Below are 19666 nucleotides of genomic sequence, written 5' to 3' on the forward strand. Positions count from 1 at the left end.
ATCTTTTGACATGAAAATACTTTCAGCAATTCTTTCATTCCTGCTTCTTCCCGCAGTGGCATTGGCCGATGCGGTGACTCCGCAGGAGATATCTGTGGCCGGATTTTTCCCGATTGAGGATGCCGGGCGTCAGGTCTATGATTTCAATAACGGATGGCGTTATCATCTCGGCGATGTGAAGGACGGTGAGGCTGTCGGGCTTAATGACTCGAATTGGGAGGTCGTTTCCACCCCCCATACAGTCGAACTTCTCCCGGCTGAGGGTAGCGGTTGCCGCAACTATCAGGGTGTTGCGTGGTATCGCAAACATTTCGTGATGCCCGAATCGACCGAGGGCAAGGATGTGACCCTCCATTTTGAAGCCGTGATGGGAAAACAGAAGTTCTATGTCAACGGCAAGGAGGTCAAATCAAATTTCGGAGGCTATCTCCCCACCACGATCTCTCTGACCGAGGCCGGTGTTCAGCCGGGCGACAGTTGCGTTGTGGCAGTAATGGCTGACAATAGTGACGATAAGTCCTTCCCTCCCGGCAAGCCGCAGCATTCTCTTGACTTTGCATATCATGGAGGAATATACCGAGATGTGTGGATGATTGCTAAATCACCTGTTGCCATCACTGATCCTGTCGAGTCCGGACGAGTGGCCGGAGGTGGCGTGTTTGTCCATTTCGATAACATTTCTGACAAAAATGCGGATGTGCTTGTCAATACCGATGTGGCCAACAGCGGTGACAAATCACGTAAGGTATATGTCGAGACCTCCCTCATTGATCCCGAAGGTAAGCTGATTCAGAAACTCAGCAGTTCGGCCGTATCGCTTAAACCGGGCGAGACCAAAACAGTAGAACAGACATTCCATGTCAAGAATCCGCAGCTCTGGGAGCCTGACCGTCCCGTGCTTTACCGCGTCGAGTCACGTGTCAAGGATGGTAAAAATACAATAGACGGCGGAGCTACCCGTGTGGGCATACGCTATTTCGAGTTTGACGGAGAGAAAGGCTTCATGCTCAACGGCAAGCCTTTCGGACAGCTTGTCGGTGCGAACCGTCATCAGGATTTTGCCTACGTCGGCAATGCCGTTCCCAATTCACAGCAGTGGCGCGATGCCAAGCGTCTGCGTGACGCAGGTTGCCGGATCATCCGAGTGGCTCATTATCCTCAGGATCCGTCATTCATGGATGCCTGTGATGAACTCGGTATGTTCGTGATTGTCGCCACTCCCGGCTGGCAGTTCTGGAACAAAGATCCTGAGTTTGCAGAGAAGGTGCATCAGAATACACGCAGCATCATCCGCCGTGACCGTAACCATCCCTCGGTCCTTATGTGGGAACCGATTCTCAATGAGACCCGCTATCCGGAGAATTTCTCGCTTGAAGCACTTCAGATCACCAAGGACGAGTATCCTTATCCGGGACGCCCTATCGCTGCGGCCGACATGCACTCCGCAGGAGTGAAGGAGAATTATGACCTCGTCTATGGCTGGCCCGGCGATGATGAAAAGGCCGATGCTCCGCGCCAGAACATCTTCACCCGTGAGTTTGGCGAGAATGTGGATGACTGGTACGCCCACAATAATGACAACCGCGCATCGCGCAGCTGGGGCGAAAAGCCCATGAAGGTGCAGGCTCTCTCTCTGGCCAAGACATACGACGGACTTTACCGCACGACGGGTAAGTTTATCGGCGGTGCGCAGTGGCATCCGTTCGATCATCAGCGTGGTTACCATCCCGATCCTTACTGGGGAGGTATATATGATGCTTTCCGCCAGCCTAAATATGCCTACCACATGTTCCGCAGCCAGACAGCCCATGATCTTGATCACCCGACCGCTGAATCAGGTCCGATGGTCTATATCATGCATGAAATGACCCAGTTCTCAGATCCGGATGTGGTCGTGTTCAGCAACTGTGACTCTGTCCGTCTTTCGATCTATGACGGTGCGAAGTCGTGGACACTGCCGGTGGTTCATCGTGAGGGAGGTATGCCTTCCGCCCCCGTCGTGTTTGAGAACGTATGGGATTTCTGGGAAGCCCGTGATTATAGCTATACCAACAAGAACTGGCAGGCAGTCAATATGGTTGCCGAAGGTATCGTGGATGGAAAGGTCGTTGCTACCGAACGCAAGATGCCTTCACGTCGTTCGACCAAACTCCGTCTATATGCCGACTGGGAGGGCAAACCTCTTGTGGCCGATGGCTCGGACTTCATAGTCGTTGTGGCCGAAGTGACTGACGACAATGGAAATGTGCGCCGTCTCGCTAAGGAGAATATCGTCTTTACCGTCGAGGGTGAGGGCGAGATCATCGGTGATGCCTCCATCCATGCAAATCCGCGTCCCGTAGAGTGGGGATCAGCTCCCGTATTGATCCGCTCGACCCGTACCCCCGGTCAGATAAAGATCTCGGCACGTGTCGAAAATCCGGGTACGCATGCCCCGACACCTGCAGAGCTTGTGATCGAGAGTGTGCCCGCTACCATTCCTTCACTCTATAGTGATGAAAGGAATGTAGGAGCTGCTGCAAAGGCAGTGCGGGCCGACAAGAGCGGATCATCTACTCTTACCGAGGAGGAGAAGCGCAAGATCCTTGAGGAGGTCGATCTGCAGCAGCAGGAATTCGGTATTCAGAAATAATCGGTTTGAGTTCCGGATGTCACCGGATTTGAAGGATATCTTCTGAACCCTCTTAAACTTTTTATGAATTTAAAGGTCAATTAATAGCAGTGCTAAGGCATACGGCGACGGATGCGCCTGCATAAGTGCGTCAATCAACCGCAGTGCGTCAATCGGCAACAGTGCGTCAATCAATTCATTAACTGTCTTGCTCGTTTCGTCGCCGTATGCTTCGGCCTGCTCCCCAGAAAGATCAATCAAGTCTATATTTATAAAGAAACTAACATACCAATCATGAAGAAAAGCTTAATATTAGCATTGGCTGCCATCGCGGCTATGGATGTCGCAGCTCAGTATCCCACCATTCCTGACTCAGTAAAGGTGCGTGCTGCACGCCAGTCTGCCGAGTGGGACGCTGCTTCCGACAAGGCTTGGGCCGAGGCTTATCCTATAGTAATGAAAGAGGAGGCTGAGAACGGTCGTCCTTACCGTCCTTGGGCTTCGAAGCCTGAGGATCTTATCAAGGCTGACATCGTGGCGTTTCCCGGTGCGGAGGGTGGCGGTGCATTCACTCCCGGTGGACGTGGCGGTAAGGTCTATGTGGTGACTTCGCTTGCCGACAGTGGTCCCGGCACACTCCGTGAGGCTTGTGAGAAGGGTGGAGCACGAATCATCGTGTTCAACGTTGCAGGTGAGATCAAACTCAACTCACCGATCACAGTCCGCGCCCCCTACGTCACTATTCTCGGTCAGACAGCTCCCGGCGACGGTGTCTGCGTAACCGGTGCATCATTCCTTATCGATACTCACGACGTTGTCGTTCGTCACATGCGTTTCCGCCGTGGCGCGCAGGATGTGGCTTTCCGTGACGATGCTCTTGGCGGTAATGCCGTAGGTAATATCATCATTGACCACGTCTCAGGTTCATGGGGATTGGATGAGAATATGTCCATCTACCGTCATGTCTATAACCGTGACTCAACCGGTAGGGGCGAGAAACTCCCGACTGTGAACATCACCATCCAGAATTCAATTTTCTCGGAAGCTCTTGACCTTTACAACCATGCTTTCGGAGCTACAATCGGCGGTCACAACAGCACATTTGCCCGCAATCTCTTCGCATCGAACATCTCGCGTAACTGCTCGATAGGTATGGATGAGGATTTCAACTTTATCAATAATGTGACCTACAACTGGTGGAACCGCTCGGTGGATGGTGGTGACCATACGAGCCGTCTCAACCTTATCAATAATAATTTCAAGCCCGGTCCTATGACCGAGACAAATTCTGCTGATGCGCCTATCCGTTACCGTATCGTAAAGATGGAAGCCGGACGCGACAAGGCTTTCAAGGATAAATTCGGAAAGGCTTACGTGAGCGGTAACAAGGTCTGGGGTAACGATGCTGTCACTGCCGATAACTGGGCCGGTGGCGTGCAGATCTATAACGGTCCCGTTCCTGCCGAGCGCATTTCAGAACTCAAGGTCGATCAGCCCTTCCCGATGGCTGAAGTGACCATTATGGAGACAGAACCCGCCTACGAATATGTCCTTGCGAATGTCGGAGCTACGAAGCCCAAGCGTGATGCCGTGGATGCACGTGTCATAAAGACTGTGGAGACTGGTAAGGCTATCTATGCCAAGGATGCTGATAAGTATATTGCATCTACTCCCTACGTGAAGCGTCGTCTGCCCAACGATTCATATAAGAACGGTATCATCACCGATCCGCGTCAGGTTGGCGGTCTGCCTGAATACAAAGGCAAGCCCCGCAAGGACAGCGATAACGACGGTCTGCCCGACGAATGGGAAAAGAAACATGGTCTCAATCCCAACGATCCCACCGATTCGGCAAAGGACTCAGGCAACGGCTACGCATGGATCGAAATCTATGCCAACGAACTGGCTGAGTAAACTGACATAGCTGATAATAACAATTATATTTTATTGACCTTCTGTCGTCTGGATGTCATGATCCTTACGGCAGAAGGTTGATTATTTATGATGAGATATATAAATTGTCACTGAATAGTAACAGGAAAGAGCCGCGATTTATTGCAAGGATGATTTTTATTGCTTAATTTTGCAAATGAAAAGATTTGCATTGCAATGACCGTTGATTGCATCCTAACTCCCAAACATGAGCATTAGGTAGTTGATATCCATATCATGACCAATCAGATTTGTTGTGACCTGTGAATTTTTGATTAAGAAATAGATTGATATTCAAATGACAATAATGAACTTGGGATTTGGATGGATGCAAGGTGATTTCCGCAAAGGTGCGGGGAGAATGGCTTTGTGTATTGTGTTTACAGGATATTTTGGTTACGATATTTAAAATATTGATATGTTAAGTTTAACTAAATTTGCTAATCAGTTACGTAGGAGCACCTATCTGAGATCTCAGATTGTGCTCTTGATTGACTTGTTTGTGTCGTTTGTAGCATCTGTAGGAGTTTTTTCCATCGTATTCCTTCTGCTGCAGCGTGTTGATTTTGATACTAAGACAATCCTTACATGGCTCATATCTTCTGTCGTAGCATCGGCTGTTTCCTTTATCCTCTTCCGGGTCTATCGTGCGATAATCCGCTACTCGACCTTGAGGGAAATAGGGCGCATCTGCCTTGCGGCACTTGGAAAGGACTTCCTGTTGTGGGTCGGCATGTTGGCATTCTCTTTTTATGGTGTCAGCACCAATCTGCTTTTAGGCATGGTAGCTGTCGATTTTCTGTTGACAGTGTGTCTCTTAGTGTTTGTCAGGGTGGCGATGGTCGTTATTTATGATCTGATGGCCAAAGGTGAGCATCACGACAGGCATATCAAGCGAGTCCTTGTCTATGGCGTAAGTAATAAATCTGCTTCAGTTGTGACAAGACTCCGTGACTCAAAACATTACACAATATTGGGATTCCTGACCCACGGCAAACAGTTCAAGGGTCACCAACTGTCGGGAATGCCGGTGTATTATTTTGATAATGTCGAAGATGTCAAGGCCCTCGCCGATAAATATTATGTCGATGGCATTCTGTTTCCTTATGTGGCTGATGCAAGGGCTGAGCAGGATCAGTTGATATCCTATTGCCGTGAAGCCGGAATGAGGACCTATCTTACACCGGGTATTGATGAGATGACTGATGGAGCAGCCTTGAGCAACTATGTGCGCAAAGTGAAGATTGAGGATCTTCTCGGCCGTCCTGAAATTAAGATCTCGATGAATGAGATCATCGCCAATTTCAACGGTAAGGTCGTGATGGTGACCGGTGCTGCCGGTTCGATCGGTTCGGAGCTTTGCCGTCAGCTTGCCACTTTTGGAATCCGCCAGCTGATTCTCTTCGATAATGCGGAGACACCGCTCCATAATATCAGACTGGAGCTTGAGGATAAATTCCCGACGTTAAATTTCGTACCAGTGATCGGTGATGTCCGTGAGGAATCCCGTCTTGATTTTGTTTTCAGACGGTATCGTCCTCAGATCGTGTTCCACGCGGCGGCCTATAAGCATGTTCCACTCATGGAGGAAAATCCGTGTGAGGCTGTGCATGTCAATGTTGTGGGTTCGCGTCAGGTCGCAGACAAATGCGTTGAATACGACGTGGAGAAAATGGTCATGGTTTCAACCGATAAGGCCGTTAATCCAACCAATATCATGGGTTGTACAAAGCGTCTGGCTGAGATTTATGTCCAGAGTCTTGGTCTCGCAATTGAAAGAGGTGAAGTTAAGGGTCGTACGACGTTCGTAACGACACGTTTCGGCAACGTTCTTGGATCTAACGGTTCTGTCATCCCCCGATTCAGGGAGCAGATCGAACATGGTGGTCCCGTCACGGTGACCGATCCTGAGATCCGCCGCTTCTTCATGACCATCCCTGAGGCATGCCGTCTCGTAATGGAAGCTGCGACATTTGCCACCGGTACTCAGATCTTTGTTTTCGACATGGGTGAATCTGTTAAGATCGCTACTCTTGCCGAACGAATGATCAATCTTGCCGGCCTTGAAGTGGGTAAGGACATAAAGATTGAATACACCGGACTTCGACCGGGCGAGAAACTTTATGAAGAGGTACTTGCTACAAAGGAGAACACTATTCCGACAGAGCATGAGCGCATCTACGTCGCCAAGGTTCGTGCATACGGCTATAAGGAATCGGCTGAGGTAGTTGACAAGCTTGGTGAACTTTCGGTCAAGGTCGATATTCCCCCGATGGTTATTCTTATGAAGAAAACCGTGCCGGAATTTATTTCCAAACATTCGGAATTTGAAAAGTACGATATTAAAGACGCTAAATAAGGTTTGAAAAATTCCAATCACATCATGAATACTCCGTCGTAGTAGCTCTTACTGCGGCGGAGTATTTATTTTTTGATGAATAGGTCTTAAGGTGGTTGTAGTGGGTTGAATTTTAGTTGTAAAAATGGGATATTGAAGCGTATATAATATGAAAAGTGTAGAATATACACTTAAAAGCCACCCCGTTACATTGAGGATGTCAGTCAGACGATGGATTGATTACCCATTTGAAATTTATTTCTGCCTTATAATCTTGGGGATTACAGCAAAATGATTTTACAATAAGATTTGTAGGTATGAAGGAAAAGCACTATCTTTGTTTACCCAAAATTATCTTCCATGAAAGTACTTGCAAAATCCCTATTGATTTCAGCGGCTACACTACTATCGCTCGACGCGATGGCCGCTCAGGAACACAAGTTATGGTACGACAAACCTGCTCAGGTCTGGACCGAGGCTCTTCCGCTCGGCAACGGACGTCTGGGTGCTATGGTCTATGGTAATCCTGCTGCCGAGCAGATTCAGCTCAACGAGGAAACCATCTGGGCCGGTCAGCCGAACAACAATGCCAATCCAGAAGCTCTCGAATGGATTCCGAAGATCCGTCAGCTCGTTTTCGAGGGTAAGTACCGCGAAGCTCAGGATATGGCTACAGCTCATGTGAAGTCAAAGACCAATCAGGGTATGCCTTATCAGCCGTTCGGTGATCTGCGCATAACTTTCCCCGGTCATACGCGTTACGATAACTACTACCGTGAACTCAGCCTCGATTCCGCACGCACGGTTGTGAAATATAGCGTCGATGGTGTCAATTTCACCCGTGAGACATTTGCATCGTTCCCCGATCAGGTGGTGATCACCCGCATCACGGCCGATAAGCCGGGTAGTGTGACGTTCAATGCCGCTCTAACCACTCCTCACCCTGACGTGATGATCGCATCCGAGGGCAACGAGATCACTCTTGACGGCGTCAGCTCCAATCACGAGGGTCTGAAGGGCAAAGTCGAATTTCAGGGACGTGTGACAGCTGTGCCCAAGGGAGGAACAGTCACCTCGCGCGACGGTGTGATTTCGGTTGAGAATGCCGATGAAGCCATAATCTATACCTCGATTGCTACTAATTTCAATGATTACACCGACATTACCGGTGATGAGGTAGCCCGTTCGAAGGAATATCTGTCAAAGGCTCTTCAGAAACCCTACGATGAGGCCAAGAAAGATCATGTGGATTTCTATCAGAAGCAGCTTGGCACATCTACGCTTGATCTCGGTCCGGATCTCTATGCCGATGTCCCGACTGATGTCCGTATTGAACGCTTCAAGGAGACCCATGACAATAAACTGGTGGCCGACTATTATAACTTCGGCCGCTATCTTCTCATAAGCTCCTCGCAGCCCGGCGGTCAGGCTGCCAATCTTCAGGGTATATGGAACGACAAGATGTTTCCGTCGTGGGACAGCAAATATACCTGCAACATCAATCTTGAAATGAACTACTGGCCTTCGGAGGTCACAAATCTCTCGCATCTCAACGAGCCGCTATTCCGTCTGATCAAGGAAGTGAGCAAGACAGGTGCCGAGACTGCAAAAATCATGTATGGCGCGCCCGGATGGGTCCTCCACCACAACACCGATATCTGGCGCGTGACCGGAGCTATCGACAACGCTCCTTCAGGAATGTGGATGAGCGGTGGTGCATGGCTCTGCCGCCACCTCTGGGAACACTACCTCCACACGGGTGACATCGAATTTCTCCGTGAGGCATATCCGATCATGAAGGGTGCAGGTGAATTTTTCGATGCGACGATGGTCTATGAGCCCGAAAGCGGCATGCTCGTAGTCGCTCCGAGTAATTCTCCTGAAAATGCGCCCAAGGGACACAATGCCACCACAACCGCAGGCACAACGATGGACAATCAGCTTGTGACCGAGCTTTGGAATAATATTATCACCGCTGCAACCATCCTCGACACAGATCAGGAATTTGCTGACCGTCTCAAAAAGCGCGTCAAGGAAATCTCCCCGATGCGTGTCGGAAAGTGGGGACAGCTTCAGGAATGGATGGGCGACTGGGATGATCCGGAGGATAACCATCGTCATGTATCGCATCTCTACGGCATGTATCCCTCAAATCAGATCTCGCCTTACCGCACCCCCGAACTTTTCGATGCGGCACGTACGTCGCTTATTCACCGTGGCGACCCCTCAACAGGTTGGAGCATGGGTTGGAAGGTCTGCCTCTGGGCACGAATGCTTGACGGTGACCATGCCTACAAACTCATTACCGATCAGCTGACACTCGTCCGCAATGAAAAGAAAAAGGGAGGTACATATCCCAACTTCTTCGATGCGCATCCGCCGTTCCAGATCGACGGTAACTTCGGTTGCGTGGCCGGTATCGCCGAGATGCTTATGCAGAGCCATGACGGTTTCATCTATCTGCTCCCCGCACTCCCGTCGGTATGGCCTGACGGAGAGATCACAGGTCTCGTAGCCCGTGGTGGATTTGTCATTGACCTGTCATGGAAGAACGGCAAAATCGAAAATGTAACCATCACATCAACCATCGGCGGCAACTGCCGTCTGCGTACCCTCACACCTCTCAAGGGTAAAGGACTCAAGACTGCCAAGGGTGACAATCCCAACCATCTTTTCGATGTGAACGAGGGTCTTGATCCCATCATCAGCCCGGAAGCCAAGCTTAACACCGTGGATCTGAAGCATACATATCTCTATGACCTTCCCACAAAAGCCGGTGAGACATACGTGCTGACAGGTAAGTAAGCTAATTGACCATTTACCCCCCAATAGGGTATCCCTAAATTAAAATTACGGCTGTAGGGCCTGCGCTTGTGCTGGCCGAGTTTCACACACGATACTCACAATTGCTTGAATTTCGGCCTGCGCAAGCGTAGGCCCTACAGTTCCGGATATTTTGACGCACTGTCATAAATCCATATTCTAATTACCGGTATTTTCTGATAATAGGTATCAGGAAATTTGTTTGCCGGAAGCATCAATCGAAAAAATCTAACAATCGAAAAAAATATCTTTTGCCAATCATGAAAAAATTGAGTCTGCTTCTCTGTATGGTAATAGTAGCCATGACTGCTATCCACGCACAAGATCCTGAAAAGAAAGTATATAAACCGTGGGATAACGGTAAATTGAAAGTATCGGATAACGGTACATATCTTCAGCATGAAAATGGCACACCTTTCTTCTGGATGGGTGAGACCGGATGGCTGCTCCCCGAACGACTTGACCGTTCCGAGGCATCGTATTATCTGAGTGGCTGTCGTGATGCGGGTTATAATGTGGTTCAAGTACAGACCATCAATGGTGTTCCTGCCATAAACTTCTATGGACAGTATTCTCATCCAGACGGTTGGGATTTTTCTGAAATCAACAAGAAAGGTATCTATGGTTACTGGGACCACATGGACTATATCATCAAGCAGGCTGAGAACAACGGTATCTATATCGCCATGGTTCCCATCTGGGGTGGTCTCGTGAAAGCCGGTCTTATGAGTGTCGAAGATGCCAAGGCTTACGGAAAGTTCCTCGCCGAACGTTACAAGGATGCTCCCAATATCATCTGGGTGATGGGTGGCGATGTCAAGGGCGACATCAATCCCGATCAGTGGAACGCCATGGCCACTACCATCAAGTCCATTGACAAGAACCATCTGATGAGCTACCATCCCTTTGGCCGCACATCGTCTATCAACTGGTTCCACAATGCCGACTGGCTTGACTTCAACATGTTCCAGAGCGGCCATCGCCGTTATGATCAGGTCCGTGGTGACGGCGACGACACCGCACAGGCTGCTCAGGCCGAGGACAACTGGCGTTACGTCGAGGCCGGTCTCGCAATGAAGCCCCGCAAACCTATCTTCGATGCCGAACCCTCCTACGAGGAGATTCCTCAGGGTCTCCACGATCCCTCACAGCCTTGGTGGAAAGCTCCCGACGTGCGTCGCTATGCTTACTGGGCGGTCTTTGCAGGTGCTTTCGGCCACACTTATGGTCACAACTCCATCATGCAGATGCTCAAAACTGCCAACAACGGTGGCTACGGTGCCACAAAGACTTGGTATGAGGGCATGAAAGATCCCGGATTCAATCAGATGCAGTATCTCAAGAATCTTATGCTTGCCTTCCCCTTCTTCGAGCGTGTCCCTGATCAGAGCATCATCGCCGGTGAGAACGGAACCCGTTATGACCGCCTGATCGCTACCCGTGGCAATGATTATCTCCTTGTCTATAACTACACCAATCGCCCGATGGAAATCGACCTGACCAAGATTTCAGGCAAGAAGAAAAACGCGTGGTGGTATGACCCGACAAACGGTAACCTCCAGTATATCGGTGAGTTTGACAGCAAGATCACACCCTTCCAGTATGACGGCGGCCACGGAGCAGGCAATGACCGTGTGCTCATCGCTGTCGATTCCGACAAGGATTATATCGGTAAGGATTGGAAGACTCTTCCGACCAGACATTAAAAATATGACATTCTGAATACTTCGGCATAATGCAACGAATATCATTAATTATAATCTCATTTCTGACGACCCTCGGTCTGTGGGCCGGGGTCAGCGTGGGTTCACTGACCGTAGAGGGTCAGGTGAACCCTCTGAGTATAGAGACACAGCATCCGCGTCTGAGCTGGATCATTACATCCAATCAGCGTGACGTGATGCAGACCGCTTATCACGTGCTTGTGGCCAGTTCGCCTGAAAAACTTGCCGCCGGTGAGGGTGATCTCTGGGATTCCGGTCGTGTGGCATCCGATCAGTCCGTATGGGTTGAGTATGCGGGTAAGGAATTGCCTGACAATACACGTTGCTACTGGAAAGTCCGCGTCAGCACCACCCGTGGTGAATCAGCATGGAGTCCGGTAGCGGAGTGGGGCATGGGTATCGTCGGCGAAGGCCATTGGGGCGGTCGCTGGATCGGTTGGGAAGGCCCGTTCAAATGGGACATCGAGGATTCCCATAGCCGCATGAGTTCGCGCTACCTCCGCAAGGAGTTCAACAGCGAGAACAAGGAGATAAAGCGTGCCACCGCCCATATCTCCGGTCTCGGTCTCTATGAACTTTACATCAACGGTGAGAAGGTGAGCGACGATGTGCTTGCTCCTGCTCCCACCGACTACCGTCGGACAACACTCTATAATTCTTACGATGTCACCGATATGCTCAAGGGCAATGGCGAGGCTAATGCCGTGGGTGTGACTCTCGGCAACGGACGTTTCTACACCATGCGTCAGAATTTCAAGCCTTACAAAATCCCGACGTTCGGCTATCCCAAACTGCGCATGAATCTTATCATCGAATATGCCGACGGTACGAAGCAGCGTATCAACACCGATGAGAAGTGGAGTCTTACGGCGGAAGGTCCTATCCGTAGCAACAATGAATATGACGGGGAGATCTATGACGCACAGCTCGAACTCGGTGACTGGACAAATCCCGGTTACGATGATTCAAAGTGGCTCAAGGCACAGCGTGCGGAACTCCCTTACGGCACTCTTCGCGGAGCGCAGTCGCCCAACATGAAGGTGATGAAGACTCTGCAGCCCAAGTCGGTCCGTAAACTCGGTGACCGCTATATGGTGGATTTCGGTCAGAATATGGCCGGATGGGTCAAACTGAACATCGCAGACGTAGCCAAAGGTGATACCGTCGTTATCCGTTACTCCGAGCGTATTTCAGCCGACAGCACTCAACTCGATGTCGAGAATCTGAGAAACGCACAAAGCACCGACCGCTATATCGCATCAGGTATGGAAAAAGGTGTGAAGTGGAGTCCCAAGTTCTCCTATCATGGTTTCCAGTTCGTGGAAGTGTCCGGCCTCAAGGATCTGAAACCGGAGGACATCGTGGCTGAGTTCGTTTATGACGCTCTCCCCGACAACGGTTCATTTGAAAGCTCCAATCCGATCATGGATGCCATCCACCGCAATGCTTGGTGGGGCGTGGCAAGCAACTATAAGGGTGTCCCCGTCGATTGTCCTCAGCGCGACGAGCGTCAGCCGTGGACCGGCGACCACAACATGGGCACATGGGGTGAGAACTTCCTTTTCGACAATGCCAATTTCTATGCCAAGTGGATGGATGACATGCGTGAGTCTCAGCGTGAGGACGGATGTCTGCCCGACATTGCTCCGGCATTCTATAATTACTACACGTCTGACATGACGTGGTCATCAGCCCTTCCCGTGGTATGCGATATGCTCTATGAGCAGACAGGCAATATTCAGCCTATTGTCCGCAATTACGAAGCCATGAAGAAGTGGATGAACCATATCCGTAAGGACTATACCGACAAGAACGGTCTTATAACCGCCGATAAATATGGTGACTGGTGCGTCCCGCCTGAAAGTCCCGAACTGATCCACAGTCAGGATCCGGCCCGCAATACCGATGGAAAGCTTATCGCATCAGCCTATTATTATAAGGTGTGCCAGATGATGGCTAAGTTCGCCCGTCTGCAGGGTCTCGATGCTGAGGCTGAGCAGTGGGAGAAGGATGGTGATGAAGTGCTGGCTGCATTCAACAAGAATTTCCTTACCGTCAAGAAAGGCACATCGCCTGTGACCACTCCCCATATCCTTTACCCCGACAGCATCTTTTACGGAAACAATACAGCTACGGCCAATGTGCTTCCTCTCGCTTTCAATATGGTACCTGAAGAGTATCGTCAGGCTGTGGCCGACAATCTCATCAAGACCATCATCGAGACAAACAAGGGTCATATCTCCACAGGTGTGATCGGTGTCAACTGGCTCATGCGTGAGCTTTCGCGTATCGGCCGTGGTGACGTTGCCGCCATGCTTGCCTCCAATACCTCTTATCCGAGCTACGGTTATGAGATCGGCAAGGGTGCGACAACCATCTGGGAACTCTGGAACGGCGATACTGCCAGCCGTCGCATGAATAGCAATAACCATGTCATGATGCTCGGCGACCATATCAACTGGTATTATCAGGATCTCGCCGGATTCAATCCCCTCAAACCGGGCTACAAGGAAATTCTTCTCAAACCCGATTGGTCAATCCAGCAGATGGACAGTGTCAAGGCCACTTACCGCACTCCTTACGGACTTCTCGGCAGCAGCTGGGTCAAGACACCGATGCATATTGACTGGCGTGTGGAGATACCCTGCAACACCACTGCTGTGCTCTGCGTCCCGACCCCTGACAAGAAGGCCGTAAAGGCTAACGGTATCACCTATCTCCGTTCCGAGGGTAATAACTCTTACTGGAGTGTCGGTTCAGGTATTTATAATCTGGACATCACGGTTGATCCGGGTCTCGGCGATAAGCGCAAGGGGATTCTGAATGATGAATTCCTGTATGAAAGCACATCTTTCCCCGAATGTCACGGCGCGACTATCATCGAGCTTGACAACGGAGATCTCGTGGCAGCTTTCTTCGGCGGAACCAAGGAGCGCAACCCTGACTGTGTGATCTGGGTTTGCCGTAAACCCAAAGGTGCTACCGAATGGACTGCCCCGGAGATTGCAGCCGACGGTGTCTTTGATCTCAATGACCCGACCATCAGCCTTGCTGGTCTCTCAGGCATAAATGCAGAGACAACTCCCGCCACTGCCGGTCCTGTTGGCCCGAATTTCAAGGGTGATATAGCCAATGCACGCCGTAAGGCATGCTGGAATCCCGTGCTTTTCCAGATCCCAGGGTCAAATGAAATCATGCTTTTCTACAAGATAGGATCAAGTGTAGGTGACTGGACCGGTTGGGTGGCACGTTCGACCGACGGTGGTAAGACTTGGAGTCAGCGCGAACCACTCCCCGAAGGTATCCTCGGCCCGATCAAGAATAAGCCTGAATACATCAATGGCCGAATTATCGCTCCGAGTAGCCGTGAGGGTAACGGATGGCATGCATGGATCGAGATAAGCGATGACAATGGTAAGACATGGCGCACCACCGGTCCTCTGCCGAGTGATTCAGCCAAGCGTACGGATCGCACCGAGCTTGAGCCGATATATTCGATTCAGCCGAGTATCCTTCGCCATGCCGACGGACGTCTGCAGATCATCTGCCGCACGCGCAACGCTAAACTTGCCACAAGCTGGAGCAGCGATAACGGTGACACATGGACACCACTTACGCTCATGGATATGCCCAACAACAATTCGGGAACGGATGCCGTGACTATGAAGGATGGCCGCCACGTGCTCATCTACAATGATTTCTCTACTATCGATGGCACTCCTAAGGGAGTCCGTACCCCGCTCTGTGTAGCCGTGTCGAACGATGGACTTCACTGGGACAATATCATCACTCTTGAGGACAGTCCTGTCAGCCAGTACTCCTATCCAAGCATAATTCAGGGTAAGGATGGAAAACTCCATGCAGTCTATACATGGCGTCGGCAGAGAGTGAAATATGCTAAATTAGATCTCTAAAATCATTTCCAATTAAACATCCTATGCGATTTCTTGCAGCAACTATAGCTACTGTCTGCCTGACCTTAGGCATGTACTCCTGCAAATCATCCGGTGAGCGTGCGGATCAACCTGTAGAGGATGATCTGTACGTGTTCACCTCATTCCATGAACCGGCTGACGAAGGTCTCCGCTTCCTCTACAGCGAGGACGGAATCCATTGGGACAGCATTGCCGGTACATGGCTCAAGCCTGAGATCGGAATGAACATCATGCGCGATCCCTCCATCGTAGTCGGTCCGGACAGTACCTATCATCTTGTGTGGACCATAGCTTGGAAGGGTGACACCGGATTCGGCTATGCAAATTCAAAGGATCTTGTCACCTGGAGCGAGCAGCGGCGTATTCCCGCTATGGACTCCATTGCCTCTACGCAGAATCTGTGGGCTCCGGAGCTGTTCTATGATGATGAGAAGGATCAGTTCATGATCATTTATGCATCCTGTGTGGTCGATGCCGGCTTTGATGTCGGTGTCGAGGACGAGAAGAACAACCATCGTCTCTACTATGTCACGACCAAGGATTTCGAGACCTTCTCCGATCCCAAACTCTTCTATGATCCCGGTTTCAGCTGTATAGATGCTGTGCTCGTGAAGCGTGCACCGGAGGATTATGTTATGGTGGTGAAGGACAATACCCGTCCCAACCGTAATATCAAGGTGGCTTTCGCCAAGTCGGCTGAAGGTCCTTATTCCGAAGCTTCCGAACCATTCACGGAATCGTTTACGGAAGGCCCGTCGGTTGTCAAGATCGGTGATGAGTACTATATCTACTATGACACCTATCAGAAGTTCACTTACAGTGCTCATAAGACCAAGGATTTTGTCAACTTTACCGATGTCACTGACAGTGTGAGCGTACCCAAGGATCACAAGCACGGCACCATTTTCCGCGCTCCGCGTTCAGTCGTTAATAATCTAATAGAAGCCTCAAAGAAAAAATGAAACTAACAAGACTACTCCTCATCTCGGCTGCTTTCATGGCGGCTGCAGGGCTTAACGCTGAGGATCTTATCCATTATACCGGGACGAAGCTTTCGAATCCCAACCGTCATGACGGCGGTCTCTCACCGGCCGTAGGTGTACACAATATCCAGACCATGCGTGCCAATCGCCGTTATGATCTCTATTCGCCAAACGAGAATGGCTGGACCTATAACCATCAACCCATGATGGCTTATTGGAACGGAAAGTTCTATATGCACTACCTGTCCAACCCCGTGGATGAGCACGTGGGTGGTGGCCGTACATTGCTCCAGACATCCGAGGACGGCTACAACTGGAGTGCGCCGGAGATCCTTTTTCCGGTCTATCCCGTCCCTGATGGTTTCACTAAGGAAGGAATGGATCAGAAAGCTTCGAATGCGAGTGCCGTCATGCATCAGCGTGTGGGCTTCTATGTCTCCAAATCAGGTAAGTTACTTGCCATAGGTAATTACGGTGTGGCTCTTCATCCGAAAGATGATCCCAATGATGGTAACGGTATTGGCCGTGTAGTGCGCGAGATCTATCCTGACGGCAGTTTCGGACCGATCTATTTTATCTATTACAACCACGATTTCAACGAGAAGAATACCGAATTTCCAAACTATAAGCAGAGCAAGGACAAAGCTTTCCGCGAAGCTTGTGAGGAGCTGATCGCTAATCCGCTCTACCGTATGCAATGGGTAGAGGAGGCTGACAGAAACGACCCGATGATTCCGCTTCAGAAGCCTTATAAGGCATTCAGCTGGTACACACTTCCCAACGGAAATATAGCAGGACTGTGGAAGCACGCGCTTACTTCAGTCAGCAAGGACGGCGGCAATACTTGGTATGAACCTGTGGAACGCGCCAAAGGCTTCGTCAACAGCAATGCGAAGATCTGGGGTCAGAAACTAAGCGACGGAACGTATGCCACGGTCTATAATCCGTCTGAATTCCGCTGGCCTCTCGCCATTTCGCTTAGTGGTGACGGCCTTGATTATAAGACCCTTAATCTTGTCCACGGTGAAGTGCCTCCGATGCGCTATGCCGGTCAGTACAAGTCATTCGGTCCGCAGTATGTGCGCGGTATTCAGGAGGGCAACGGCACTCCTCCCGACGGTGACCTTTGGGTGACATACAGTGTCGGCAAGGAAGATATGTGGGTGGCACGTGTCCCTGTTCCGGTCGAACTGGTGGCTACTGCTCATGCCGATGAGAATTTCGCCGATTTCAAGAATCTTTCCGACCTCACGATGTGGAACATCTATTCACCCGTATGGGCTCCCGTGTCGCTTGAGGAGAAGGATGGAAAGACTTGGCTGACGCTGGCCGATAAAGATCCTTACGATGTTTCCAAAGTCGAGAGGAAGATACCCCCCACACGCGAGCTTTCGGTGGAGTTTGACCTTATGGCCGAACAGAATGACCACGGAACGCTGATGATCGAATTCGTTGATGACGAGGGTACGGCTTGTGCCCGTCTCGATCTCACTCCCGACGGTGAATTTCGTTCAAAAGGAGGTGCCCGTTACGGCAAGATCCTTAACTATGAGCCGGGCAAACCCTATCATGTAAAGGTAGATCTTACGCTCGACAACCGCAATTCGACCGTCTATGTGAATGGTGAAAAGAAGGCCACACGTATGCTTTTCGCTCCTGTCAAGGAGGTTGAGCGTGTGGTGTTCCGTACAGGTGCTCACTCGACTTTCCCTAATGTTGACACCGAGGCCGATCAGCATAACGATATGCCGCGCGCCAACGATGTCGATAAGGAAGCTGTCTATCGTATCGCTAATTTCAAAAGTTCGTCGCGTGACGCCGACGGAACTGCTTCAGTGTTGAAATATGATGATTTTGCGCATCATGTCGATTATTTCAACGAAATGGAGGATGAGAATATCGTTCAGGCTATCCCCAACTCTCAGTCGTCCGAATGGATGAAGGAAAACATACCTCTCTTCGAGTGCCCCGACGAGGACATGGAGGAGATGTATTATTACCGTTGGTGGACGCTCCGCAAGCATATCAAGGACACTCCGGTAGGCTACGGTATGACTGAATTTCTCGTTGACCGCAATTATGCCGACAAGTACAACCTTATCGCCTGCGCTATCGGCCATCATATCTATGAGAGCCGTTGGTTGAGAGATCCTAAGTATCTCGACGGTATCATCAACACTTGGTATCACGGCAATGACGGCGCACCGATGGAGAAGATGATGAAGTTCAGTTCATGGAATCCCGATGCCGTCTATAACCGCTATCTCGTCAACGGTGATTTCGATGCCCTTGCAAAGATGTATCCTGACCTCAAGGCCGAATATGCTCGCTGGGAGGAAAGCCACCGTCTGCCCAACGGCCTCTACTGGCAGGGCGATGTGCAGGACGGCATGGAGGAGAGCATCAGCGGTGGCCGTCGCAAGCAGTATGCGCGTCCCACCATTAACTCTTATATGTATGGCAATGCCAAGGCTCTCGCCGCTATAGCCGGAAAGCTTGGTAAGATGGATGAGCAGGAATATTACGAGAAGAAAGCTGAGGAGATCAAGAATCTCGTGCAGACACGTCTGTGGAACACGGATCACGCTTTCTTCGAGACTGTCCGTGGCGATACCTGCGCTCAGGTACGTGAGGCCATCGGATTCATTCCTTGGTATTTCAATCTTCCCGACAAGGGTGTCTATGACGAGGCTTGGCTTCAGATCAATGATGAGAAGGGTTTCTCCGCTCCTTACGGTCTGACCACCGCCGAACGCCGTCATCCGGAATTCCGCACTCACGGTGTGGGTAAGTGTGAATGGGACGGTGCGATCTGGCCCTTTGCAAGCGCACAGACCCTTACAGCCCTTGCAAATTATCTTAACAATGAGGAAAATCCTGTTGTGAACGACAGCACTTACTTTGCGCAGATGAAACGCTATGTCGAGTCGCAGCATCACCGTGGCCGTCCCTACATCGGTGAGTATCTTGATGAAGTGACCGGCTATTGGCTCAAGGGTGATCAGGAACGCAGCCGTTACTACAACCACTCGACTTTCAACGATCTTGTGATCACCGGTCTCGTGGGTCTGCGTCCGCGCAATGACAACACTGTCGAGGTCAATCCGCTTATCCCCGAAGGTGAATGGGATTGGTTCTGTCTTGACAACGTGCCTTACCACGGACGCAATGTGACCATCCTTTGGGATAAGGATGGTCAGCACTACCACAAGGGTAGCGGACTGAGAGTCTATGTCGATGGTAAGGAAGTCGGTCATTCTCCGCGTCTCGAACGCATTGTCTGCGAGGATGTCCTTTAATTAAGTCGCATTATAAATAAA

At 50.5% G+C, this 19666-nt stretch carries 10 protein-coding genes; 9 read left to right on the plus strand and 1 reads right to left on the minus strand.

Annotated elements, in window-relative coordinates; genetic code table 11:
• Positions 1 to 10: 10 nt before the first annotated feature.
• Positions 11 to 2632, plus strand: a complete 2622-nt coding sequence (locus tag K2G41_RS02290) for a glycoside hydrolase family 2 TIM barrel-domain containing protein (RefSeq protein WP_300113848.1) — start codon at positions 11 to 13, stop codon at positions 2630 to 2632.
• 69 nt (positions 2633 to 2701) lie between these two features.
• On the opposite strand, the gene K2G41_RS02295 is transcribed toward K2G41_RS02290, so the two are convergent.
• Positions 2702 to 2872 (minus strand): hypothetical protein, encoded by a 171-nt coding sequence (locus tag K2G41_RS02295; protein WP_300113851.1) that lies wholly within the window; start codon positions 2870 to 2872, stop codon positions 2702 to 2704.
• Between the two features lie 33 nt (positions 2873 to 2905).
• On the opposite strand from K2G41_RS02295, the gene K2G41_RS02300 reads away from it, so the two are divergent.
• From K2G41_RS02300 to K2G41_RS02330, 8 genes are all read left to right on the plus strand, one after another.
• Complete coding sequence (locus tag K2G41_RS02300) at positions 2906 to 4525, plus strand: polysaccharide lyase (RefSeq protein ID WP_300113853.1); 1620 nt, start codon at positions 2906 to 2908, stop codon at positions 4523 to 4525.
• A 722-nt stretch (positions 4526 to 5247) separates the two neighbouring features.
• On the plus strand, positions 5248 to 5322 hold the full coding sequence (locus K2G41_RS12365; RefSeq protein ID WP_366145384.1) for a hypothetical protein: 75 nt from the start codon (positions 5248 to 5250) through the stop codon (positions 5320 to 5322).
• Positions 5323 to 5864: 542 nt separating this feature from the next.
• A complete protein-coding gene (locus K2G41_RS12370) occupies positions 5865 to 6902 on the plus strand; it encodes a UDP-N-acetylglucosamine 4,6-dehydratase family protein (RefSeq protein WP_366145385.1) in 1038 nt (345 codons plus the stop codon).
• A 399-nt stretch (positions 6903 to 7301) separates the two neighbouring features.
• Positions 7302 to 9686 carry a glycoside hydrolase family 95 protein gene (locus K2G41_RS02310; protein ID WP_300114574.1) on the plus strand — a complete coding sequence of 795 codons (2385 nt, stop codon included), beginning with the start codon at positions 7302 to 7304 and terminating at the stop codon, positions 9684 to 9686.
• Between the two features lie 278 nt (positions 9687 to 9964).
• The gene (locus tag K2G41_RS02315) at positions 9965 to 11410 is read left to right on the plus strand and encodes a glycoside hydrolase family 140 protein (protein ID WP_300113859.1); all 1446 of its coding nucleotides are present in this window, start codon (positions 9965 to 9967) and stop codon (positions 11408 to 11410) included.
• A 29-nt stretch (positions 11411 to 11439) separates the two neighbouring features.
• Complete coding sequence (locus tag K2G41_RS02320; RefSeq protein ID WP_300113861.1) at positions 11440 to 15342, plus strand: family 78 glycoside hydrolase catalytic domain; 3903 nt, start codon at positions 11440 to 11442, stop codon at positions 15340 to 15342.
• 23 nt (positions 15343 to 15365) lie between these two features.
• Positions 15366 to 16325, plus strand: a complete 960-nt coding sequence (locus K2G41_RS02325) for a glycoside hydrolase family 43 protein (protein ID WP_300113864.1) — start codon at positions 15366 to 15368, stop codon at positions 16323 to 16325.
• A complete protein-coding gene (locus K2G41_RS02330; protein WP_300113867.1) occupies positions 16322 to 19645 on the plus strand; it encodes a glycosyl hydrolase family 65 protein in 3324 nt (1107 codons plus the stop codon). Before K2G41_RS02325 ends, K2G41_RS02330 begins: the two co-directional genes overlap by 4 nt.
• Positions 19646 to 19666 lie beyond the last annotated feature (21 nt).

This window comes from Duncaniella sp. (assembly GCF_029056165.1).
Lineage (GTDB): Bacteria > Bacteroidota > Bacteroidia > Bacteroidales > Muribaculaceae > Duncaniella.